The sequence below is a fragment of the Streptomyces sp. NPDC093544 genome (genome assembly GCF_040683495.1).
Taxonomy (GTDB): Bacteria; Actinomycetota; Actinomycetes; order Streptomycetales; family Streptomycetaceae; genus Streptomyces.
The window spans coordinates 118,026-139,110 of sequence record NZ_JBFBEA010000012.1 but is presented as its reverse complement, the minus strand read 5'-3'; the positions used below and the strand labels follow the sequence as shown (position 1 = coordinate 139,110).

The 21,085-nt window shown below is 71.5% G+C and carries 22 protein-coding genes; 10 read left to right on the top strand and 12 right to left on the bottom strand.

Annotation, left to right across the window (positions count from 1 at the left end):
- The first annotated feature begins 205 nt into the window (after positions 1–205).
- Positions 206–397 (top strand): chaplin, encoded by a 192-nt coding sequence (locus AB0N66_RS20000; protein WP_365436816.1) that lies wholly within the window; start codon positions 206–208, stop codon positions 395–397.
- A 105-nt stretch (positions 398–502) separates the two neighbouring features.
- The gene (locus AB0N66_RS19995) at positions 503–1,489 is read left to right on the top strand and encodes a chaplin (RefSeq protein WP_365436448.1); all 987 of its coding nucleotides are present in this window, start codon (positions 503–505) and stop codon (positions 1,487–1,489) included.
- 46 nt (positions 1,490–1,535) lie between these two features.
- Here AB0N66_RS19995 and AB0N66_RS19990 read toward each other — a convergent pair whose 3' ends face one another.
- The 3 genes from AB0N66_RS19990 to AB0N66_RS19980 all read right to left on the bottom strand — a co-directional run bounded on the left by AB0N66_RS19990 (position 1,536) and on the right by AB0N66_RS19980 (position 4,406).
- Complete coding sequence (locus AB0N66_RS19990; RefSeq protein WP_365436445.1) at positions 1,536–2,783, bottom strand: FAD-dependent oxidoreductase; 1,248 nt, start codon at positions 2,781–2,783, stop codon at positions 1,536–1,538.
- On the bottom strand, positions 2,783–4,045 hold the full coding sequence (locus AB0N66_RS19985; RefSeq protein WP_365436442.1) for an ATP-grasp domain-containing protein: 1,263 nt from the start codon (positions 4,043–4,045) through the stop codon (positions 2,783–2,785). Before AB0N66_RS19985 ends, AB0N66_RS19990 begins: the two co-directional genes overlap by 1 nt.
- A gap of 190 nt (positions 4,046–4,235) precedes the next feature.
- Positions 4,236–4,406 (bottom strand): hypothetical protein, encoded by a 171-nt coding sequence (locus AB0N66_RS19980; RefSeq protein WP_365436439.1) that lies wholly within the window; start codon positions 4,404–4,406, stop codon positions 4,236–4,238.
- A 40-nt stretch (positions 4,407–4,446) separates the two neighbouring features.
- On the opposite strand from AB0N66_RS19980, the gene AB0N66_RS19975 reads away from it, so the two are divergent.
- Positions 4,447–5,544 carry a glycosyl hydrolase gene (locus AB0N66_RS19975; protein WP_365436436.1) on the top strand — a complete coding sequence of 366 codons (1,098 nt, stop codon included), beginning with the start codon at positions 4,447–4,449 and terminating at the stop codon, positions 5,542–5,544.
- Between the two features lie 31 nt (positions 5,545–5,575).
- Here AB0N66_RS19975 and AB0N66_RS19970 read toward each other — a convergent pair whose 3' ends face one another.
- The 9 genes from AB0N66_RS19970 to AB0N66_RS19930 form a co-directional block, all read right to left on the bottom strand.
- Positions 5,576–6,706, bottom strand: a complete 1,131-nt coding sequence (locus tag AB0N66_RS19970; RefSeq protein ID WP_365436433.1) for a GNAT family N-acetyltransferase — start codon at positions 6,704–6,706, stop codon at positions 5,576–5,578.
- Positions 6,703–7,359: a lipopolysaccharide biosynthesis protein gene (locus AB0N66_RS19965; RefSeq protein ID WP_365436430.1), complete on the bottom strand. Its 657-nt coding sequence runs from the start codon at positions 7,357–7,359 to the stop codon at positions 6,703–6,705. The genes AB0N66_RS19970 and AB0N66_RS19965 overlap by 4 nt, the downstream gene beginning before the upstream one ends.
- Positions 7,360–7,376: 17 nt before the next feature.
- A complete protein-coding gene (locus AB0N66_RS19960; protein ID WP_365436427.1) occupies positions 7,377–8,489 on the bottom strand; it encodes a glycosyltransferase in 1,113 nt (370 codons plus the stop codon).
- The gene (locus AB0N66_RS19955) at positions 8,489–9,244 is read right to left on the bottom strand and encodes a polysaccharide deacetylase family protein (protein WP_365436424.1); all 756 of its coding nucleotides are present in this window, start codon (positions 9,242–9,244) and stop codon (positions 8,489–8,491) included. The genes AB0N66_RS19960 and AB0N66_RS19955 overlap by 1 nt, the downstream gene beginning before the upstream one ends.
- Positions 9,228–10,838, bottom strand: a complete 1,611-nt coding sequence (locus AB0N66_RS19950; RefSeq protein WP_365436813.1) for a lipid II flippase MurJ — start codon at positions 10,836–10,838, stop codon at positions 9,228–9,230. Before AB0N66_RS19950 ends, AB0N66_RS19955 begins: the two co-directional genes overlap by 17 nt.
- A 602-nt stretch (positions 10,839–11,440) precedes the next feature.
- Positions 11,441–12,826: an O-antigen ligase family protein gene (locus AB0N66_RS19945; RefSeq protein WP_365436811.1), complete on the bottom strand. Its 1,386-nt coding sequence runs from the start codon at positions 12,824–12,826 to the stop codon at positions 11,441–11,443.
- A 31-nt stretch (positions 12,827–12,857) separates the two neighbouring features.
- On the bottom strand, positions 12,858–14,303 hold the full coding sequence (locus tag AB0N66_RS19940; RefSeq protein WP_365436421.1) for an exopolysaccharide biosynthesis polyprenyl glycosylphosphotransferase: 1,446 nt from the start codon (positions 14,301–14,303) through the stop codon (positions 12,858–12,860).
- On the bottom strand, positions 14,300–15,496 hold the full coding sequence (locus AB0N66_RS19935; RefSeq protein WP_365436418.1) for a glycosyltransferase family 4 protein: 1,197 nt from the start codon (positions 15,494–15,496) through the stop codon (positions 14,300–14,302). The genes AB0N66_RS19940 and AB0N66_RS19935 overlap by 4 nt, the downstream gene beginning before the upstream one ends.
- Before the next feature lie 40 nt (positions 15,497–15,536).
- The gene (locus AB0N66_RS19930) at positions 15,537–16,631 is read right to left on the bottom strand and encodes a DUF3344 domain-containing protein (protein WP_365436415.1); all 1,095 of its coding nucleotides are present in this window, start codon (positions 16,629–16,631) and stop codon (positions 15,537–15,539) included.
- 346 nt (positions 16,632–16,977) lie between these two features.
- Here AB0N66_RS19930 and chpG point away from each other — a divergent pair, with 346 nt between their 5' ends.
- The 7 genes from chpG to AB0N66_RS19895 all read left to right on the top strand — a co-directional run bounded on the left by chpG (position 16,978) and on the right by AB0N66_RS19895 (position 21,019).
- Positions 16,978–17,217 (top strand): chaplin ChpG, encoded by a 240-nt coding sequence (chpG, locus tag AB0N66_RS19925; RefSeq protein WP_365436412.1) that lies wholly within the window; start codon positions 16,978–16,980, stop codon positions 17,215–17,217.
- A gap of 232 nt (positions 17,218–17,449) precedes the next feature.
- Positions 17,450–18,190, top strand: coding sequence for a hypothetical protein (locus AB0N66_RS19920; RefSeq protein WP_365436409.1), 741 nt, complete (start codon positions 17,450–17,452; stop codon positions 18,188–18,190).
- A 233-nt stretch (positions 18,191–18,423) separates the two neighbouring features.
- Positions 18,424–18,726, top strand: a complete 303-nt coding sequence (locus AB0N66_RS19915) for a hypothetical protein (protein WP_365436406.1) — start codon at positions 18,424–18,426, stop codon at positions 18,724–18,726.
- Between the two features lie 140 nt (positions 18,727–18,866).
- A complete protein-coding gene (locus AB0N66_RS19910; RefSeq protein WP_365436808.1) occupies positions 18,867–19,061 on the top strand; it encodes a chaplin in 195 nt (64 codons plus the stop codon).
- A gap of 259 nt (positions 19,062–19,320) precedes the next feature.
- Positions 19,321–19,818, top strand: a complete 498-nt coding sequence (locus AB0N66_RS19905) for a DUF5949 family protein (RefSeq protein ID WP_365436403.1) — start codon at positions 19,321–19,323, stop codon at positions 19,816–19,818.
- Positions 19,818–20,402, top strand: coding sequence for a vitamin K epoxide reductase family protein (locus tag AB0N66_RS19900; protein ID WP_365436400.1), 585 nt, complete (start codon positions 19,818–19,820; stop codon positions 20,400–20,402). The genes AB0N66_RS19905 and AB0N66_RS19900 overlap by 1 nt, the downstream gene beginning before the upstream one ends.
- A 101-nt stretch (positions 20,403–20,503) precedes the next feature.
- Entirely contained in the window at positions 20,504–21,019 is a 516-nt protein-coding gene (locus tag AB0N66_RS19895) for a hypothetical protein (protein WP_365436397.1), read from the top strand.
- Positions 21,020–21,085 lie beyond the last annotated feature (66 nt).

The following is a 21,085-nucleotide window of genomic DNA, read 5'->3' as shown; positions in this document are numbered from 1 at the left end:
GTCACAGGGCGATTCGAGTGAATTCCCAAGTGGCTTACGTTGTGTAGTTTCTTCGGTCGGCTGTCCCTCGTTTACAGCCTGCAGGTCATGGTGCGAGCCGTTCATGCTGTGCTCGCTCGGTTTCGGCCGTCATAGAGGCATGACCGCAGAGAAGGGAAAGCACGTGAAGCTCAAGAAGAGCGCTGCTGTCGTCGCGGGCGCGATCATGGCCCTGGGACTCGCCTCCCCCGCCTTCGCGGACGCCGGCGCCGAGGGTGCGGCTGTGGGTTCGCCGGGTGTCCTCTCGGGCAACGTGGTCCAGGTTCCCGTTCACGTTCCTGTCAACGTGTGCGGCAACTCGATCGACGTCATCGGTCTGCTGAACCCCGCGTTCGGCAACACCTGCGTCAACGACTGACGCAAACGGCACAGCAGCCACATCGGCTGGGTCACAGCCGGCCTTGGAACGCCTTTCGGTTCCAAGGCCGGCTTTCCTCACTTCATCAAGCAGGAAGGCAAGAGATTGCGACAGACCCTGAGCAAGGGAATGGTCGTGGCCGCGGCCGCGACGAGCATCCTGTCCCTGTACGCCGCCCCCGCCTTCGCCGACTCGAAAGCGAGCGGAAGCGCCCAGGACTCGCCCGGCGTGGGGTCGGGCAACAACCTCCAGCTTCCGGTGGACGCACCGGTGAACGCCTGCGGCAACACCGTCGACGTGATCGCCGCGCTCAACCCGGCGTTCGGCAACTCCTGTGCCAACGGCTCGGGTTCGGGTTCCCACGGATCGCACGGCGCGCCGCACAGCTCCTCCGGCTCCGACGACTCGTCGGGCTACGGCTCCGGCCACTCGGGCGGCGGGCACACAGGCGGCTATGGCGGTGACCATGGCAGCGGCTATGACAGTGGCTACGGCAGTGGCACCGGTGGTGGCTCCGGCTTCTCGGCGTACGGCGAGACGTACGGTTCGCCCGGCGTCCTGTCGGGCAACAACGCCCAGGCCCCGGTGGACGTTCCGGTGAACGCGTGCGGCAACACGGCGGACGTGGTCGGCGTGGGCAACCCCACCTTCGGCAACAACTGCGACAACGGCCCCGCGGGCTACGGCGACACCCCGCCGACGACGCCCCCGGTGACGCCTCCCACGACACCCCCCACCAAGCCACCGACGACGCCTCCCACGACGCCGCCGACCACACCCCCGACGACGCCGCCCACAACGCCGCCGGGGACACCGCCCAGCACCCCGCCGGGGACGCCCCCCACGACCCCTCCCACAACACCGCCGGGGACACCCCCGACGACGCCGCCCACAACACCACCGGGAACACCCCCCACCACACCCCCCGGCACTCCTCCCACCACCCCGCCCGCAACTCCTCCCTCCGGGCCCCCGCCCACCCTGCCGCACACCGGCAGTGAAGGACTGCTCGCGACCTCGGCCGCCAGCGCCGCCCTGCTCGCGGGCGGAATCGTCCTGTACCGACGAGGCCGAGCCGCGTCCCGCCGGTAGCACCCCGGGTGCCGGACGCGTCACGCGCCCGGCACCCGAGCCGGCGTCACCGCCGAGCCGGGTCCGGTGCCTCGCGCCGCCGCTGCGGTACGGGCACAGGCATCGTGCGCAGCCGCCGCCGTACCCCTCGTACGAGCGTCTGGGCCGTGAACGTGGCGCCGTGCACGAAGCGCATCGCCGGGCCGAAGCCGGACGCCGTCACCAGGCCCGCCATGAAGAGGCCGGGCACCGAGGACTCGAAGTCCCGGCCGACCTCGGGGGAGCCGTCGGCCACCGCGGCCAGGTCCCCGCGCAGTTCGTCGGCGAGCAGGCCGAGCCGTTCGCGGGTCGCCCTGAACCCCGTGGCCGCGATGACGTGTTCGGTCTCCAGGGACGTCAGCTCACCGCCGCGGCTCACCGTCTCCAGGCGTACGCCGCCTCCGGACGCGTACACCGCGGCGACCTCGTGGCCAAGGAGCAGTTCGACGGCCGGCTCGACGCGGTCGCGTACCCACCAGGCGCCCGCCGGACCCAGGGCCGTGGCCGCGATCCGGGCGCGGGTGGTCTCCGGGAGGCGGCGGAAGAGGCCGGGGCGCTCGGAGTAGAACCAGTTGCGCCAGCCGGGGCCGAGGCCGCTGTGCGGGGTGCGGGCCGACTCCCACCACGGGCGCTCCAGTGCGGGCGGCACGTCGTTCCAGGTCAGGTGGTCGGCGCGGGCCAGGACCCGGACGCGGGTGCCCTGTTCGGCGAGGATGGCCGCCGTCTCCAGCGCGGCCTGACCGCCGCCGATCACGGTGACGTCCTGGCCGCGGAAACGGTCGAGGTCGCCGTGGTGACTGCTGTGCGAGACCTGCGAGGGTTCGAGCTCGCGCAGGGCGGCCGGTACCTCGATGAAGGGCAGGACGCCGATGGCGAGGACGACCGTGCGGGCGTGCAGGACCTCGCCGTCGTCCAGGACCGCCTCGAAGCCGCCGGGGACGGCACTCACCCGGACCACCGTGCGCTCGTCGACCTCGGGCACCGCGTTGCGGGCGAACCACAGGCCGTACGAGGCGAACATCTCGACCGGGATCGGCTCGCCGTGCCTGGCCTGTACACCCTGACCGGCGCAGTACGTGTCGAGCCGCCAGCGGCCCGCGGGGTCGGAGAGGTTGGACGCCGCCGGCTCCGACTTCAGGAACATGCCGCGGGGCATGTGGTCACGCCAGGACGCCATCGGCCGGCCGAGGACGCGCAGGCTCAGCCCGGCCGCCGCGGCGTGGGAGGCGACGGACAGGCCGTACGGGCCGGCTCCCACCACCAGGAGGTCGTACATCAGCAGCTGCTCGCTTTCTCGTCGTCGGTCAGGGGAGTGGGGACACCCGGCTGTCGTACGACCCGCGCCTGAGCGGCGGCAGGAGCCGGATGCCGTACGCGGTCCAGCAGGCGCCGGCCCACATGGCGGCCCCACAGGGCCCACATCGCCAGCCCGGGCGCGGGGTCGTCGCGTGCGTGCCAGGCCAGTTCGCACCCGGCGGCCTGGGGGCGCAGCGCGCTGAGCGGGGCGTAGTTCTCCACCACGAACGCGCGGCCGGGCAGCGGCGCCGGATCCGGCAGCGGACGGTGCGTCAGGTCCAGGTGCAGGGCGCGTACGACGTCCAGGCCCGCCCCGTCGGCGAAGAGCCGGAACTGGGCGCCGGGGCGGGGGTTGAAGTCGAGCAGGTGGTAGCGGCCGGTGGTGCCGTCCCTGCGGAAGTCGAGGTCGAAGACGCCGCGGTAGCCCAGCACCCCGATGAGCTGTTCGACGAGCGACTGGAGCTGCGGGTTGGGGGTCCAGCGGCCGACGGCGGTCAGCCCGGCGCCGCGCGGCCAGGCGCGCTGCTTTCGGCCGGGCCCGCCTCCGCACACCGCCCCGGACCGGTCGGCGTACCCGTGGAAGAACCAGTCGCGGTCGGGGCCCGGCGGCAGGAAGGCCTGCAACAGCAGTCGGCTGCCCGCCTCCTCGGCGCGCAGATACAGCGCCTGCGCCTCCTGCGGCGAGCGCACTACCACTGTGCTGCGCAGCCCCGACCCGGCGGGCACCAGCCAGGGGCGGCTCCACTTCGCCACCACCGGCAGCCCCAACTGCCAGGCCGCGGCGACCGCCTGCGCCGGGCTGTCCGGGATCAGCGTCACCGGGTGCGGAACGCCCGCGCTCTCGCACACGGCGGCCAGTTCCGCCTTGTCGGCCACGCGTTCGGCGAGAGTTTCGGGCTGCTGCGGCAGCAGATAGGAGGGGGCGAGGTGTTCACGGCACCGGCCGACCGCTACGGCGCTCGCGTCATCCATCGGGATGAGTACGGCGGGACGGGATACGCGCGCGGCCACTCGGCGCAATGCGGTGACGATTTCTCCGGTGGATGCGCCGGGCGGTGGCGGGGGATGCATCTCGCAGACAAAACGCGACCTGCGGACGGGACTTCCCGTTGAATCGGCGACGACATGCACCTCCACGCCCGCTCTGCCGAGTGAGCGTGCGGCCCCCAGCGTTCCGTGGTGAAAGGGGTTCTGGTCGATCCGTAGAAGCACGGCGGGGACGCGGGTGTCGAGAAACGGCACGGAATTTCCTTCGGGTCGGTCACCCGTGCGGGTGATCGGCACACTCAAAGGCCGGAGCCTCGGTTGGCGGAATGGGTATTCATATGACTGAGTGTCAGTAGGCGGAAGTAGCCAGAAGGCAAATCGGAGTTCCGCAAGACGGAATGTGCCGTCGGAACAGCAGAGTGGAGAGAGGAGCAGGCATGGCCCCTCAGCAGCAACGGCCCCGGAGCAGGCGGCTGGCGTGCGTCGCGGCCGGAATCGTCGCGTCGGTCGCCCTGGCGTCGGGTCCGGGATACGCCGTGGGCGCCGGGGTGGTGGGAGTCGCCGATCCTCCGGCGCCGACCCCGGCGTCGGTGACCCCGGCGACGACACCTGTCACGCCCGCACCTCTCACACCACCCGCGACACCTACAACGCCCGTGACGCCGGCGACTCCCACGGAGACGACCGCGCCGTCCGTCCCCTCCGGGGAACCGAAGCCCGCCGAAAAGGCACCCGCGTTCGGCGCCTACCTCGACTACGGCGCCCGCGGTGTCGCCCGGATCGCCGAGCTCAGCAAGTGGCTGGGCGGTACCGAACTCCGCGTCGGGCACACGTATCTGCCCGGCGACCGCTGGAGCAACATCGAGGGCGCCCCCGGCTTCCTCGACGTCTGGGCGGACTGGCGGCTCGAACAGGACGACCGGATGCTCGTCCTCAACGTGCCGATGATGGAGCGCAACGAAGGGCACGTCTCCGACGCCGAGGTCAAGGTGCTGCTGCGCCAGGCCGCCGCCGGAGCGTTCGACAAGCACTTCCGCGCGCTGGCCGAACGCCTTGTCGAGCTGAAGGTGCCGGACACCGTCATCGTGCTCGGCTGGGAAATGAACGGCATTACGTACACCCATCGCTGCGGTCCCGACCCGGAGGCCTGGAAGAAGTACTGGAACAGAATCGTCACCACCATGCGTGCGGTGCCGGGACAGAAATTCCGGTTCGACTTCACCCCGAACCGCGGCCGGGACGCCATCCCCTGGACGCAGTGCTATCCGGGGGACGACACGGTCGACATCATCGGCATGGATTCGTACGACCAGCCGTCGGGGCTGTCATTCGACGAGCAGGTGAAAGAGCCGTACGGCCTTCAGGAGCACGTGGACTTCGCCAAATCCCATGGCAAGCCCATTTCCTATCCTGAATGGGGACTCTTCCGCAACGGCGACAATGCGGCGTACATGAAGCGCATGCTCGCGTGGATGGACGAGCACAAGCCGCTGTACAACACGGTCACCGACTACTGCCCGCACGGTGTGTGGCAGTGTGCGGACAACCCGAAGGCGTCCGAGATCTACCGCTCGGCGCTGTCCGGCCACACGGATCCCACCCCCGTTCCCACACCGCCCACTCCCGAACCGACTCCGCCGCCCACCCCGGTGCGCCCGCCCAACTGCTCGCCGGTGGACCTGAGCGACTGGGTCGAGTACTGGATCGGCGGGAAGCTCTGCCTCCGCTTCGACTGGTGGTCGCGCGACCGGTGATGGGGACATGAGACCGGTGGCGGCGGGTCGTTCACGGCCTGCCGCCACCGCGCTCCCTCCAGCGTCGCAACAGCTCCTTGCCCCGGCTGCGGACGGCGACGTCGCAGACGACCGCGGACATCAGCGGCGCCGTCCGTCGCCGGGAGAGCAGAAGACGCTGGTTGACGACGGGTTCCGGGCGCCAGTGGTGCTTGTAGGGCTCGTCGCCGCGCAGCAGGCTCAGCGCCGCACGTCCGCCCGCCTCGGTGTGCTGGGCGCAGGCGTTGAGCAGTATCACCGCGACGTCCGCCTTCCGCTCACGCAACTGCGGATGGGCGCCGTACAGATAGCCGCCCGCGAGGCGCCGCGACAGCAGCGTGAGGTCCACGGCCATCACGGTGTCGTCGAGCCGGAACTCGGTGACCACCGCGTCCCCCGAGCGCACCATCGGACCGACCGACCGGACCAGATGCTCGGAGAACCGCTCCTGAAGGTGTTCCGACGTCACCTTCCGCCCCTGCCACTGCAGTTGATGCAGTTCGAGCAGCCGCCGCAGCGCCGCGTCCACCTCGTCATGGCTTACGACGCGCTGCTCGACCCCGAGCGCACTGAGCTTGCGCAGCTTGGCCCGCACCCGCTGGGCCTTCGAGGAGGGGAGCCGGCCGACCAGCTCGTCCATGGAGGTGCCCGGCAGCTCCAGGCAGAGCGAGTCACGCACCCGGCTGCGCGGCCCGCGCCAGCGCTCGAAGATCCGCTCCACCGCGCCGCCGGGCCGTACCTCGCGGAAGTCGATGAGCGCGGTGCGGGCGGCCGCCGACAGCCCCTCGGTGAGGGTGGCCGCCGCCCGGTCGGCGTGCTCGTCGTCGATGAGGACGTCCCCGTAGTCGGAGATCGCCCCGCCGAGCGGTACGAGCGCGGGCAGCGGACGGCGTACGCGCATCAGTGGTGCCACCGCCCGCAGCTCACCGCCGTCATCACGCACGAGCACCAGACGCAGGCGCCCGGGAGTGCCGTACGAGAGCCACCAGGAGTGCAGCCAGGCGTGACTCTGGAACGGGGTGGCCGTGGCGCAACTCCGATACAGGCGGCCCCAGGCCGGGCCGAGCTCGGCGAACTCGCGCTCGTCGGTGACGAGTTCGGCCACCAGCGTCCCGGCGGCGGCGGTTTGCAGCGTGCCGCTCACATCTGCCCGCGCACATCGGCGGCCATGGCGGGGCTCGGCACGGAGGCCGGGCGGGCGGTGCCCGCGGTGCGCCGGGGGCGGACGAGCAGCACCAGTCCGCCGAGCAGGCCGCCCGCGCTGGCGCCCACCAGCCCGGTCACCGACGCGGAGGCCGAGGACGCCTCGGTGGGCTTCGTGGCGCGGGCGAACTGCTGGAGTTCGACGTTCGTGTCGGCCTTGGCGTCGTTCGCGTGCCGGGTCAGCGCGCGCGAGACGGCGTTGGCCATGTCGGCGGCGAGGTCGGGGCGCGAGGACGTGGCCGAGACGGAGACCATAGGGGCGTCCGGGGAGGTCGCGGTCTGCACGCTCTCCTGGAGGGTCTTCACCGGCACACCGGCCCACACCTGCGCGTCGCCGAGCACGGCGAGCTGGGTGGCGACCCGGCCGTACGCCTGGGCGAAACCGAGGGCGGCCGCCGGGTCCGACTTCTCGGTCGGTACGGCGACGACGTAACTCGTGGCCGTGTACGTCGGGGCCTTGACGACCCCGTAAGCGCCGCCGAGCAGCCCGCCGAGCACGGCGCCGGCGGCGAGCAGCGACCAGGGGGGCATGGTCTTCGCCCGGGCGATGGCCGCTGCGTTCGGGCGGAGGCCTCTGGTGGGGTTTTCGGTCATCAGGAACTCACTCCCAGTCAGGTGCGGGACACAGCGGCCGCGTACACGTCCATGAGCTGTGCGGCGCTGCGGGTGATGCAGTAGTGGTGGGCGGCGTCCGGTACCGAGCGGGGCGCGGGGCCCTCCTCGCGGACTTTTCTCAGGGCGCGGGCGAAAGAGTCCGACCCGCCCTGGACCCGACGGGCACTGCGTCCGGCGTGTGCCGGCAGGTCCTCGACGGCCGGGCAGGAGACGTACAGCACGGGCAGTCCGGCCGCCATCGCCTCGACGACGGCCAGGCCGAACGCCTCTTCGGCGCAGGGCGAGGCGAGGACGTCCATGGCGGCTATCAGCGACGGCAGATCCGCGCCGGGCAGGCCGCCGGTGGGGCGCTCGCCGGTGAACAGCACCCGGTCCGCGATCCCGGCCTGCTGCGCCGCCCGCCGCAGCACGCTCTCCTCCGCGCCGCCACCGACGAGCAACAGCCAGTAGTCGCTGGGCAGTTCGGCCAGCGCGCGGATGAGCACGTCGAACCGCTTGGCCGCCGTGAGCCTGCCGACCCCGCCCACGACGTACGCGCCCTCCGGCAGCCCGAGCCGGCGCCGGGTGCGCTCGCGCAGCACCGGGTCGAAGCGGAAGCGGGCCAGGTCGATGCCGTTCGGGACGACCTCGATGCGCGGTGCGGGCACGCCCCAGCGCTGCAACCGGTCGGCGACGGTCGGCGAGACGGCGACGGTCGACCGGCCGAGCCGCTCGCTGGCCAGGTACAGCGCCCGCACTCCCGCGCTCAGCCTGCGCCCTTCCATCTGGGAGTCGCCGAGGGAGTGCTCGGTGGCCACGACGGCCCTGACTCCCGCCAGGCGGGCGGCGAGCCGGCCGTACACGCAGGCCCGGTAGAGGTGCGTGTGCACGAGGTCGTACCGGCCCGCGCGGATCAGCCTCACCAGGCGGGGGAGCGCGGCGAGGTCGCGGTTGCCCGCCATGCCGAGGTGCGTGACGCGTACGCCGTCGTCGGTGAGCCCGTCGGCGACCGCGCCCGGGTTGGTGAGGGTGACGACATCACAGTCGACCGGCAAGTGGCGCAGAAGCAGCCTGAGTTGCTGCTCGGCGCCGCCGACACCGAGGCCCGTGATGATGTGCAGGGCCTTCATCAGACTCCCTCGGCCGGACGCCTGCGCAGCCGGTGCAGCTTGAGCTTCAGCAGCAGGCGTACGGCGGTGTCGTTCTCGCCGATGTGGACGCGGGGGAGGGCGTGCGGGCCGGTCAGCGGGCCGGGGTCGATCGCGCAGGCGTACGTGTATCCGGCGTTCCGTACGGCGTCCACGACCCGCTGGTCGATCGTCCCGTACGGATAGCAGAACCCCTCGACGTGAGCACCGATCAATTCCGAGAGCACTGCTCTGCTTTCGGTGACCTCGGTGTACACGAGGGCGTCGTCGGCCTGGGTGAGGTCGACGTGGGTGAGCCCGTGCGAGCCGATCTCGATGCCCACGGAGGCGGCGGCGAGCCGGATGCCCTGCTTGCTCAGCAGCGGCTTGCGGGGGCCGAGCGGGTCCCAGCCGTTGTCGCCGCTAAGCCGGCCGGGCAGGACGAAGAGGGTGGCACCGCAGTCGTGACGCTGCAGGAGCGGCAGGGCGTTCTCGACGAAGTCGGCGTACCCGTCGTCGAAGGTGAGACCGACGAGGTCGCGTCCCTTGCCCCGGGCGCGGGCCGCGAGCAGGTCGCTCATGCTCACACCCCGCAGGCCGCGCCGCCGCAGCCAGGTCAGCTGCTGGTCGAGGCGGTCGGGGGAGACCGTGATGCGGTACGGGTCGTCGGAGGGGTCGCCCACCGAGTGGTACATGGCCACCCACGGGGCCGTCGTGTCGAGGCGTCTGGTGGCGGGTGCGTCAGCGGAAACGGGCATGCGGGAGCCTTTGTGTGAGCGAACGGAGGGCGGGTGCGAAGCCCTGGACCCCCAGGGCCCAGGCGAGCAGGGCGAAGACGACGGTCACGGCTGTGCCGCCGGCGAGGAGAGCGAGCAGGGGGGAGTCCACGCCGCTCGCGCAGAGCCCGCCCACCACGGCGGCGACCGCCGCCGCGCGCACCGGTTTGCTGAGCTCGGCCAGCACCTGCCGGGTGCGGATCGGCACACTGCGCGGGCCCATGCCGTACAGCAGGAGCACGGCGCTGACGGTGATGCCGAGGGCGTTGGCGGCGGCGATCCCGAGCACTCCCCAGGAGCCGACGGTCAGCGCGCCGACCCAGGAGGTCGCGATGATCCCCACGGTCATCGCGAACAGCGGGTACCAGGTGGGCCGCCCGCCCGAGAAGTACGAGCGGACGAGCGCGCCGACCAGGGTGTGGCCGAGCAGCCCGAGGGCGTACACGCGCATGACGGAGGCGGTGGCCGCCGTGTCCTGCGCGGTGAACGCGCCCCGCTGGAACAGGAGATGGATCATCTGGGGCGCACACGCGACGACCACCGCCGCGCCGAGCAGCACTGTGCAGGAGACCAGTGCGAGATCGCGCTCCACGCGGTTGCGGGCGCGCTCGGTGTCGCCCTCGGCGATCGCCTGCGCGACCACCGGGAAGGTGACGGTGCACAGCATCAGCGAGAGCACCATCGGCATCTGGGCCACTTTCTGGGCGTAGTTCAGATGCGAGATGGCGCCGGCGGGCAGCGAGGAGGCCAGGAAGCGCTCGATGAGGATCTGGGACTGACGGCACAGGGCGAAGAGCAGCACCGTGGTGACGAGGCTCAGGTCCATCGGGCGCGTCTCCTCGACGGTGCCCAGGTCTTCCGCCGCCACCGGCTTGCGCCTGAGCTGCCGCCACAGCGAGGGCGCCTGCGCCGCCACCATCAGCCCGCTGCCCAGCGCGACCCCGAGGGCCGCCGAGCGCACACCCCAGTGGCCGCCCAGGACGAACATCGCCGTGATGATCCCGGTGTTGTACGCCACGTAGATGACCGCGGGTGCGACGAACCGCCGGTGCGCCCGCAGCACCGCGCTGCAGTACCCCGCGAAGCCGAAGCCCAGCACACAGGTCGCCGTCAACCGGGTGCAGTCCACGGCCAGTTGGCGATCGGGCAGACCGGGTGCGAGTGCTTCGACCAGCTGGGGCGCCCCGACGATCAGCAGCGCACAGGCGGCCACGAAGGCCAGCGACAGCCGGGGCAGGGTACTGGCGACCAGCGCACGGACCGGATCGCCCGCGGCTCCCTGCGCCCGCCTGGCCACCGCCATGCTGAACGCCGGGATGAGGATGAAAGCCAGCCCGTCCTCGATCAGCAGCGTCGACGCGAACTCCGGCACCGTCCACGCCACCAGGAACGCGTCCGTCTCCGCCCCGGCCCCGAAGAGATGCGCCAGCGCCTGGTCCCGGCCGAGACCGAGCAGGGCTCCGGCGATGGAGAGAGCGACGGTGACGAGGGCGGCCTTGGCGAGGAAACGGTTGGATGAGGAGGGCGGGTCGTCGGGTTTCGGAGCGGCTGGGGGGGCGGTGCGGGCGGCGGGCAGGGGGACGGAAGCCGCGTGCCCCCGGGAACCGCCGGCACCACTCGCGTCGACGCTGGGGCCGGTTGCACACGGGGCTCTACTGGCGTCGGCTGCGCCTGTCACCGTGCCGGCGCCGGTCGCGCCCGGAGCCTTGCCGGCGTCGGCTGGGCGCACAACGGCGTTGGGAGTTGTTGTGCATGCGCCTTTGTCGGCGCTGGCTGCACGCGTCACGGCGCTAGGAGTGATTGTGCCCGCGCCTTTGTCAGCGCTGGCTGCGCGCGCCACCGTGCCGGCGCCGGTCGCGCCCGGAGCCTTCCCGGTGTCGGTTGTGCGCGCACCTTTGCCGGTGTCGGCCGGGTGCGCCACCACGCTGGGGCCGGTTGTACCCGGAGCCTTGCCGGCGTCGGGTGTGCGCGTCAGCATGCCGGCGCCGGGTGCGCCCGGAACCTTGCTCGCGCCGGCCGGGCGCGTCACCGCGCTGCCGCCGGTGGTGCCCGCGGTCTTGCCCGCGTCGGCCCGGCGCGTCACCACGCTGCGACCCGTACCGCTGACCGTGGGCCCGGCCGTGCCGTCGACCTCGCCACCCGCCCCACCCTCGGCCCCGGCCCGAGGCGGCGTCACAGTCATCGCGCCAAGGCCTCTTCCAGTGATCCCGGGGCTGCCACCGACCGTGACGGCGACCCCGGTGCCGAGGAAGCCCGATCCATCAGCGCCCACCAGCCCACGAGCCCGAAGCAGACGGCCGTCAGCACCGTCGAAGGTCCGCCGATGTCGGCGTACATGAAGTCGATCAACTGCCAGCCGAGCAGCCCGCACGCGACCAGCGCGCAGTCGAGGCCCGAGGCGGTGCCGACGCCCGACGGGGATTCACTGTCCGACGGTGTCAGCCGCACTCGTACGAGCCCCCGCAGCGCGCACGCCAGGAGTGCCAACCAGCTGCCCGCGAGGGCGAGCAGTCCGATCAGCCCCTGTTCACTGAGGACGAGGAGGTACATGTTGTGCGGGGAGAGCAGCGGCTGCTTGCGGAAGGCGGCGCCGGCGCCTCCGGTGTCGCTGCCCGAGGAGAGCGCGAGGGAGGCGTGGCCGTCGCGGTGGTCGGGGAAGCCCTTCAACCCGACGCCGGTCAGGGGGTGTTCACGCCACATGTCGACGGCCGCGGCCCACATCGTGTACCGGTCGGTCACCGACTGGTCCGGCGCGTCGGTGACCTGCGTGATGCTGCTGATCCGCTCCTGGAGCATCGCGGAGCCGACGCCGAAGCCGCCCACGAGGATCACCACCGCGGCGGCCACCACCGCGCCCACCTTCACCGCTCGCCGCAGCCCCGCCAGCACCAACTGCGCCCCGCACGCCGCCGCCGTGGCGATCCACGCGCCCCGGCTGAACGACAGCGCGAGCGGCAGCAGCAGTACCAGCGAGCACACCACGGCGACCGTCCGCTGCCGGGCGGCGCCCGACCCGAGCGCCAGCCCCACCGCGCACACCAGCCCGAACGCCACCACGGTCGCCATCCCCATGATGTCCGACGCCCCGAACGTTCCCACCGCCCGGATGTCCTCGCCCTGGTACGAGGCACCGGTCCCGGTGACGAACTGGTGCACCCCGATCGCCCCCTGCCACAGCGCAAGACCGACGAACGACCAGGCCAGCAGCCGGAAGTCACGCCGGTCCCGCACCAGCAGCAGCACCGCCGCCGGGACCAGCACGAACACCTGGAGGTAGCGGGCGAGGCCGGTGATCCCGGCCCCCGGGCCCGCCGCCCCGGCAGCCGCGACCGCGATGCCGATCACGGGCAGCCCGATGACCACCGCCGCCGTACGGGACAGGGGGCGCCGCCGGCCTCGTACGAGACGCACCGCGCAGCACAGCACGACGAGCCCGGAGACGGCGTCGGCCACCGTCGCGCCGCCCTCGCCGCCGGGCGCGACCGGCAGCCCGAGCAGGGCGATCACGGCGACGACAGGCAGAACGGGCAGCGTCCGCCCGAGTGCGGACGTCAGTGTGCCCAGGGGCGAGAGGGGCAGGACTTGGCTCACCGGCTCAGCTCCCCGTCGGACGTACGAGCGCGGCGGCCGTGCGCAGCAGGATGCAGATGTCCTGCCACAGCGACCAGTTGTCGATGTAGGCGTTGTCGAACCGGCAGCGGTCCTCGATCGAGGTGTCGCCGCGCAGCCCGTGCACCTGGGCCAGTCCTGTGATGCCGGTCCGCATCCGGTGGCGGGCCGCGTAACCGGGGTAGGTCTGGCTGAACTTCCCCACGAAGAAAGGGCGTTCGGGGCGCGGTCCGACCAGGCTCATGTCACCCCAGAACACATTCCACAGCTGGAGCAGCTCGTCCAGCGAGGTGCGCCGCAGGAAGTGGCAGAACCGGCTCATCTCGCGCTCGTTCGCCACGCTCCAGCGGGTCGCGGCCTCGTGCGCGTCGACCGGTCGGTGGGTGCGGAACTTCAGCAGCGTGAAGGGGCGTCCGTCCTTGCCGATGCGCTCCTGCCGGAAGACCACGCCGGGCCCGTCGCTCAGCCGCAGCACGACCGCGCACACCAGGAGCAACGGACTGACCAGCAGCAACAGCGTCCCGGAGACGGCGACATCGAGGAGCCGCTTGCCGATGCTGCCACGGCGCCTGGGGGCGGACAACTGTCGGCAGGAGAACCCCGCGAGCTGGCCGTGCTGCCCGTGCGTCCCGCTGTCGTACGACGGCGAGTCCGCGTCGATCTCCCACACCACGCAGCCCGCCTCGGCCAACGCCCGCAGCAGCGGCCCGCGTTCGCCACCGGACTTCACGACGAGCACGGCCCGCACACTGTTCTGGATGAGGGCCCGCTGCACCTCCTCGCCCGTGGTGAGGACCGGCAGCCCCTCACCTCCGGACGCCTGGTCGGCGACGATGCCCACCGGCCGTACACCGCAGGCCGGATGGCGCAGGAAGGCGGCGGCCACCCGTTGGGCCGTCGCGGCGGGACCGATCACCAGCGCGGCGCTCGGGCGCCCCACAAGGGCCCTGCGCCGCCGCCAGTGGAGAGTGCCGCGGCCCGCGCAGCTCGCCACCGACTGCAGGACGCAGCCCACGGCCAGGGTCCGGGCGGACAGCACGGCGGCGGGGAAGAGCGCCGCGAGCACGGCCGCCGGCACGCACCAGGCCACCGCGATCCGCGCGCAGACCGCGGGCAGTTCGTCCAGTACGGCGGGCACGGGCTCGGCGCGGTACAGCGACGCGTGTGCGTTCAGCCAGACCACGCCGAGCACCAGCGCGAGGATCAGGAGCGGCTGGCGCTGGGTCTGGGTGAGCGCAAGACCGGCCAGCAGCGCCGCACCGCCGTCCACGGCGAACAGCGGCAGCCGCGAGGCCCGCCGCACGGAAGGCCGGTGTCCGGCCGGGAATCTGAAGCCGCCTGCGGCCCCGCGAGGTGGGATGACCGAGACGGGCGAGAATCCGTACTCCCGGGGCTGTCCGCCCGGGGAGGGAACGGTGCTTTCCGCAGTCACGAGTGGATGGACTCCCTGCACTCGGTGGGTTCCCCGCTCGCGGCGTGTACGCCGAGCCTCGGAGTGAGCAGCTCGCGGTAGAGGTCCGCGACCGCGTCGGCCGTACGGCGCACGTCGTGCGTGGTCAGTACGTGACGGCGTCCCTGATGGCCGAGGGACTCGCGCAGCAGCGGGTCGGACAGCAGTTCGGAGATCGTGTGGGCGAGCGGGCCCGGCGCCTGCGAAGGCACCAGACAGCGCTCGCGGAGGTCCGGCGGCAGGCTTTCCCGGGCGCCGTCCACGTTCGTCAGTACGACCGGGCGCCCACAGGCCATGGCCTCCAGCGGAGCCAGCGCCATGCCCTCCCAACGGGACGGCAGCACCACCAGATCGGCGGCCTGATACCAGGGCACGGCATCCTCGGCGGCCCCGGCGAACAGCACCCCGTCGGGCGCCCCGGCGTGCAGCGATTCGGCGTCCGGTCCGTCCCCGACCAGCACGAGCCGGGCCGCGGGCACCCGCCGGACCACCTCGGGCCACGCCTGAAGCAGGACGTCCTGCCCCTTCTGCCGGCACAGCCGCCCCACACAGACCACCAGGGGGGTCGCCGGTCCGACCCCAGCCTCGTCGAGCAGCGGAATCCCGGCTCGAACGGTGTCCACGGCCGCGGGGTGGAAGCGCGCCGGATCGATCCCGTTCGGGATCACATGCCAGGGAGCGTGCACTCCGGCGCGTACGCCGGTATCGCGCTCCGCTTCGCTGACACACACCACCCGGGAGGCCCAACGCGCCCCCCACCGTTCCCACTTCAGCGCGAGCCCCGCGGTGACCCCGCCGACGGCCTCGAACGACCAGGCGTGCGGCTGGAAAACGGTCGGCACCCGCCCGCGTACGGCGAGCCGGGCGGCGAGACCGGCCTTGGCGCTGTGCGCGTGCACCAGATCGGGCCGCACGTCCGCGACGACGCGCCCGAGCCGCCGTACCTCCTGAACGAGCGAAGGCCCCGGCGCACGCGTCGCCGGCCAATCGCGTACGTCGCCGCCGAGCGCCCGGAGCGTCCGGGCGAGGTCGCTGCCGCCCGGGCACGCGACGGTGACGTGCGTTCCGGCGGCGAGCTGCGCCTTCACCAGGTCCGTCACCACCCGGGCGACACCGCCGTCGACCGGCTGGGTGACGTGCAGGACCCGCGACGGAGGGTCGGTTGACAGTTGCATGCGCGGTTCCTTGCTCACTGGCGGCGCGCGGGCGCGCGCGTCACTGCTTCGCGTCGACGGCGGTGAACAGTGCCCCGACCCACGCCGTGTCCCGCTGCGAAACGAGCCGGAAGGTCAACTGGTCACCCCCACGGCGGATCCCCTTACCAAGTTCGAGGACATCCGAGTCGTAGCCGAGCGTGTTCGGATACGCGGGAACCCGCTCCATCGCGCCAGGACCCGGCTCGCTGATCGTCGAATTGAGCACGTCGTCACGGGGGTTGGCCCCGTCGCCCAGAGCGGTCGGCGCACCGCGTCCGGTCGACACGGTCAGCGAGTCGCCCCGGCTCCCGCGATCGCCGTTGTAAGCGACAAGCCCCGCACGCCCGCCGGCCCCCTCGGGGAACCGCAGCCCGCGCAGCCGGATCACCTGGTCCGCACGCGGACCGAGCGCGTCGAAGCCGTCCCACATCGCCAGATGCCGCAGCGGTTCAGACTCCTTCTCGTACGCCACCATCAGCGTCCAGCCGCCCCAGGCCCCGGCGGCCGAACGGCCCATCGCCACATTCACCTGTGCCACCGTGTACAGCCCCGAACCGTTCGCCCGCACCAGCTTCGTGACGTCCGCCGAGGCCTGGAAGGCGTCGGCGCCGCGCGCCACCCGGTGTCCGACGACGCTGTCCGCGAGCACGGCCTTGTACTCGCCGTCGGGCTCCGCGATCAGCACCCGCCCGTTGTCCTTCGCCGGCTTCTGCTCACCGACGCGGAGGTTGCCGCCCCAGTACAGCCGCGCGTAGGTGACCCGCGCGCCCTGAGGCAGACGCACCTCGCCGAGACTGGAGTTGTACGTGTTCGGGTCCTTGTCGACGTCGACGTAGAACATGTCGAAGTCGCCGTTCACGGCCGTTCCACCGGTGCGCGCGGCGGAGCAGGACGGCGCCGGCCGCGTGAGCGTCGCACGGCAGCTGATGGAGGAGTTGGCCGCCCGGACGATTCCGCCGTGCTGCAGTGCGCGGTACCGCTGGGTGAAGGTGACGCTCTCCGCCTCGGCGGCGGACGGTGCGGCCGTCGCGGGGCAGCCCGGTGCCAGGAGGGTGGCGAGGACAGAGCAGCCGACCATCGCACGGCGCAGCAGAGGACCCGGGGAATTACGCATGACCGGCGGTGCCCTTTCGGGGGAAAAGGTTCTGGACCAGCGGACGTCCGGAGCGTTCGGTGTACTCCGGATCGACGGAAATATGTAGATCACATATGTGCGCGCTGACTCCCCGTCTGTTCACGACGTCTTGTGAGGCCTGCTGCCACGCAGTCTCGGGAGGAACGCAACACTAGCCGCTATCCGTATTTAATCGGTGAAAGCTGACAAGTGTGTCGGAATGGTGAAGTCGGGCAGTTTAGGAGATCACCCTTTCGGAGGCACAACCCGCGCGTGTGCCGCGCGTTGATTGAGGAGCCGGGCATCCCCGCCCGGATGTTGTGTCGATTTCAAGGAGCACTTCTCCATGTCGCGTATCGCGAAGGGCCTGGCCCTGACCTCCGTTGCCGCCGCCGCCGTGGCGGGCACCGCCGGCATCGCCGCCGCCGACAGCGACGCACACGGCGCGGCCGCCCACTCCCCGGGCGTCCTGTCGGGCAACGTCCTGCAGGCCCCGATCCACGTCCCGGTCAACGTCTGCGGGAACACGATCAACGTCATCGGTCTGCTGAACCCCGCGTTCGGCAACACCTGCGTCAACGACTGACGTCAGCGCGGACCTTCTGCCGGCCGTCCTCCCCAACGGGAGGGCGGCCTGTTCGCGTTGCCTCGAATGGGGGGAAGCGGGTCCTCTCTCCCGGTAAGGCGTCTCACCAGGGAGGACGCCGGTGCCAAGCGCGCACCGGTCCGCTACATGGAGCACTCGATCGGTTGCATACGGCGATGATCACTTTCACGGTGAGCACAAGGTCCGAACGAACCATCGAAGGGAACCATCCATGCGTGCTCTGCCCGCACGGCGCATCGCGTCCTCCGCACTCTGCGCCACGCTTCTGCTCGGGATCGCCGCACCGGTCGCCATAGCGGCTGACGGTGACTCGGCGCGTGGCCACACCTCTGCGGTGGCGGCGCCCGTCCCCGGCGCGGACGCGCTCCTGGCGCAGGTCAAGTCCCTCGCCGACATCGCCGGCGTGCTGGCACCGGTCACCGATCTGCTCAACGCCGTGCTCAAGGCGGACAACGGCCAGCTCTCCGCCGACCAGGCGGCCACCCTCGGCCAGGCCGTGAAGGACGCGATCGCCAAGCTCACCGCGGCGGCTCCGGTGACGCCGCCGGCGGCGGTCCCGGCGGTGCCGGCCGTGCCCGCGGTGCCGGCCGCTCCGGCGCTGCCTGCCTTGCCCACGCTGCCCAAGAGTGCCGAGGCCCAGGACGACAAGGCTCCCGGCGCGAGCGGTCCGCGTGCCGCGGCTCCCGCGGACCTGGCGGGTGACGCGCTCGCCGCCCTGCAGAAGGCGGTCGACACGCTGCTCGCGGCGGTCACCTCCGGCGATCCCGCCGGAGTGGTCCCCGCGGCGACGGCTGTGGTCACGGGACTCGTCAACCTCGTTGTCGCCATCGTGCTCGGCGGCGGCCTGCCCGTGCCGGACCTGCCCGGTCTGCCGAGCCTGCCCTCTCTGCCGGCGGTTCCGGCGGCCCCTGCGGTTCCGGCCCTCCCGACGGGCGGTCTTCTGCCCTCCTGAGTACGGGGAGCGGTGCTGAGGCGAAGCAGTCTCTCCCCTGCCGCCGTGCCGGCCGATCCGGTCGGCACGGCGGCTGTTTTGCATTCGCTCTTATATGAGAATGCGACGCGCCGTTCATTCGGGTGGGGTGCAGGAAACTTCTGCACACGGGGTTTCCGTCGCGTCCGGTCCTCGTTAGCCAGGGCGTATGCACATTCCCTCTGGTGACATGAGTTGCCGAAGAAAGGAACACGATGAAGTCCCTGAAGGCCGCCGCTGTCGTTGCCGGGTCCATCGCCATCGCTGGTGCCGCCGCGCCCGCCTTTGCCTACGAGGCCTCCGACGTCACCCCCACCAGCCTCAACGGCGCCCTGGAGACCATCACCAGCCAGCGCTCGCTCAGCCTGAAGGACGTACAGCCTCTTCAGCACCAGTCGGACGCGCTCAACACCGAGAACGCGAGCTCCCCGCTCAGCGCCGTGAACAACGCGACGGACGCGCTCAACTCGGCCGGTGGTCCCACGGCGCTCCTCGGCGGACTTCCCCTCCAGGGCTGACCCGAGCTAATCAGTTCATTTCATCGCGTGTCTTTTCCGCAAGGCCTGCTGACACCTCCATACGCTGGAGCAAATCTCCGAGGAAAGGGCTGACGATGAACACTGCCAAGAAAGCCGCTCTGATTATCGCCACCGCCGGAATGGCAGCCGGTGCCGCTTCGGGCAGCGCCTTCGCCGACGCCGGTGCGCAGGGTGCGGCGGTCAAGTCCCCGGGCGTCCTGTCGGGCAACGTTGTTCAGGTACCGGTGCACGTTCCGGTGAACGTCTGCGGCAACACGGTCGACGTCATCGGGCTGCTGAACCCGGCGTTCGGGAACACCTGCGTCAACAAGTGACGCCGTACGCGGGCTGAGTCGTACGCAGGCTCCAAGGGGCCGATTCCGCACCTTGCGGAATCGGCCCTTCGCGTTGTCGGCTGCGCGTCGGCGGCCGGGGGTGCCAGCTGTGCATTGGCTGCTGTGGGTTGACGGCTGTGGGTTCTCGGCTGTGCGTTGTTCGAAAAACGTCCCTCTTTCGTGTGGTCGGGCGGGCGGTTGTCGCCCGGGCGGGTGAGAAAGGGGCGGACCCGTTCGGGTGCGTCGATAAGGTTCCGCGGTGACCTCAACCTCAAGCGAAACGCGCCCTTTCCGGGCCGCCGATCTCGGCACGCTCGCCGTGATGGCCTTCAGCGGCGACGCCCCCGACGGCGACATGCCGTATCTCCTCGCCTATTCCCTGGGCGACAGCGAGGGCGGCCCGGAGGCCACCTCGGCCGCCATCGAGCGGCTGCTGAGCGACAACGGTCTGCCCGTCGGCGACACGCTCCTCGACGGTTCGCGGTTCCCGAGCCTGCCGCTCACCCTCCTCGTCGAGGCGGGCCAGGCCGTCGTCACCATGCCGTCCCTCAACGCGCAGTGCGTCGTTCCTCCCGAGTGGCTCGCGGCGGTCGGCGAACGCGGCTACGCCTACTTCCTGTTCGCCACCCGCGCCTGGCCCGACGCCGAGCCCGGCAAGCCCGTCGACCCGGAGAACCTGGCCGCCTTCGCGGGTGACGAGGAGACCCTGAACAGCGCGGCGCACGTCCTGCTGCCCGCGCGTCGCCTGCGTAGCTGATGACACGGACCGCGGGTGGCAGCCGCGCGCTCGCCCTGCTGCTGGTGATCACGGGGGCGGCCGGTCTGCTGGCCTCCTGGGTCATCACCATCGACAAGTTCAAGCTCCTGGAGAACCCGGACTTCGTGCCCGGCTGCAGCCTGAACCCGGTCGTCTCCTGCGGCAACATCATGAAGAGCGACCAGGCCTCGGCCTTCGGGTTCCCCAACCCGATGCTGGGCCTGGTGGCGTACGGCATCGTCATCTGCGTCGGTGTCAGCCTGCTCGCCGGAGCGGTCTTTCCGCGCTGGTACTGGCTGCTCTTCGACGCGGGCACGTTGTTCGGCGTCGGATTCTGCACCTGGCTGCAGTTCCAGTCGCTCTACCGCATCAACTCGCTGTGCCTGTGGTGCTGTCTGGCGTGGGTCGCGACGATCCTCATGTTCTGGTACGTGACGTCATTCAACGTACGGAATGAATTCCTGCCCGCGCCGGGCTGGTTGAGGGGATTCCTCGCGGAATTCACCTGGGTCCTGCCGGTGTTGCACATCGGCGTCATCGGAATGCTGATCCTGACCCGATGGTGGGACTTCTGGACGAGCTGACTATTGGGCTCGTTGGGGGAATCTTGCGCTGATGACGTTCTCAGGATCGTTACGCGGTACGGACGTTGACCCCCCGAATCCTGAAAGGGACCGTACCTGAAATGAAGTCGACCACTCGAGGAACTCTTGCCGCTGTCCTGACCGGCGTCGCGGCAGCGGTGGGTGCCACCGCGGCCCCCGCCGTCGCGGCCGAGACGGTACCCGTCCCCGTACCGCTGGACGGTGTGGAGAGGGCCCTCAACGTGCAGACGCCCAAGATCGCCGGGCAGCTGCCGGTACCCATGCCGGGCAGCCCCGACGGCCCCCGGTATGTCGAGGGTCGGCTGCTCCCCGAGCGTGCCCTGCCGCAGCTGCCGGTCAGTGCCGGGCTGCCCGGTGCGGACGTACACACGCCCCTTCCGCATGTTCTCGGGGACGGCTTCGACCACCTCGGAGTCGGAGCGCCCGCGGCCGACCTCCGGACGCTGACCCCCGGGCTGTCCCTGGACACCCCGCTCACCCCGCCGAACCCCGACAACTTCGGTCTGCCGGAGCCCAAGCTCCCCCAGGTCGCCGTACTCACACCGCTGCTGCAGACGGTGCCGGGCGCGAACGTGGTGATGGGGGCGGGGGCGTAACGGCCGTACGGGGCGAGGCCCGGGTGCCCGGCCCGGGCCTGCCGCCCGCACCGCCCCGCGAGTGAT

Excerpts from the sequence above, each read along its gene's own strand:
- AB0N66_RS20000 (WP_365436816.1), top strand. The coding sequence starts at position 206 with ATGGCCCTGGGACTCGCCTCCCCCGCCTTCGCGGACGCCGGCGCCGAG.
- AB0N66_RS19990 (WP_365436445.1), bottom strand. The coding sequence starts at position 2,783 with ATGTACGACCTCCTGGTGGTGGGAGCCGGCCCGTACGGCCTGTCCGTC.
- AB0N66_RS19965 (WP_365436430.1), bottom strand. The coding sequence starts at position 7,359 with ATGACCGAAAACCCCACCAGAGGCCTCCGCCCGAACGCAGCGGCCATC.
- AB0N66_RS19960 (WP_365436427.1), bottom strand. The coding sequence starts at position 8,489 with ATGAAGGCCCTGCACATCATCACGGGCCTCGGTGTCGGCGGCGCCGAG.
- AB0N66_RS19955 (WP_365436424.1), bottom strand. The coding sequence starts at position 9,244 with ATGCCCGTTTCCGCTGACGCACCCGCCACCAGACGCCTCGACACGACG.
- AB0N66_RS19935 (WP_365436418.1), bottom strand. The coding sequence starts at position 15,496 with ATGCAACTGTCAACCGACCCTCCGTCGCGGGTCCTGCACGTCACCCAG.
- AB0N66_RS19930 (WP_365436415.1), bottom strand. The coding sequence starts at position 16,631 with ATGCGTAATTCCCCGGGTCCTCTGCTGCGCCGTGCGATGGTCGGCTGC.
- chpG (WP_365436412.1), top strand. The coding sequence starts at position 16,978 with ATGTCGCGTATCGCGAAGGGCCTGGCCCTGACCTCCGTTGCCGCCGCC.
- AB0N66_RS19920 (WP_365436409.1), top strand. The coding sequence starts at position 17,450 with ATGCGTGCTCTGCCCGCACGGCGCATCGCGTCCTCCGCACTCTGCGCC.
- AB0N66_RS19915 (WP_365436406.1), top strand. The coding sequence starts at position 18,424 with ATGAAGTCCCTGAAGGCCGCCGCTGTCGTTGCCGGGTCCATCGCCATC.
- AB0N66_RS19910 (WP_365436808.1), top strand. The coding sequence starts at position 18,867 with ATGGCAGCCGGTGCCGCTTCGGGCAGCGCCTTCGCCGACGCCGGTGCG.
- AB0N66_RS19900 (WP_365436400.1), top strand. The coding sequence starts at position 19,818 with ATGACACGGACCGCGGGTGGCAGCCGCGCGCTCGCCCTGCTGCTGGTG.
- AB0N66_RS19895 (WP_365436397.1), top strand. The coding sequence starts at position 20,504 with ATGAAGTCGACCACTCGAGGAACTCTTGCCGCTGTCCTGACCGGCGTC.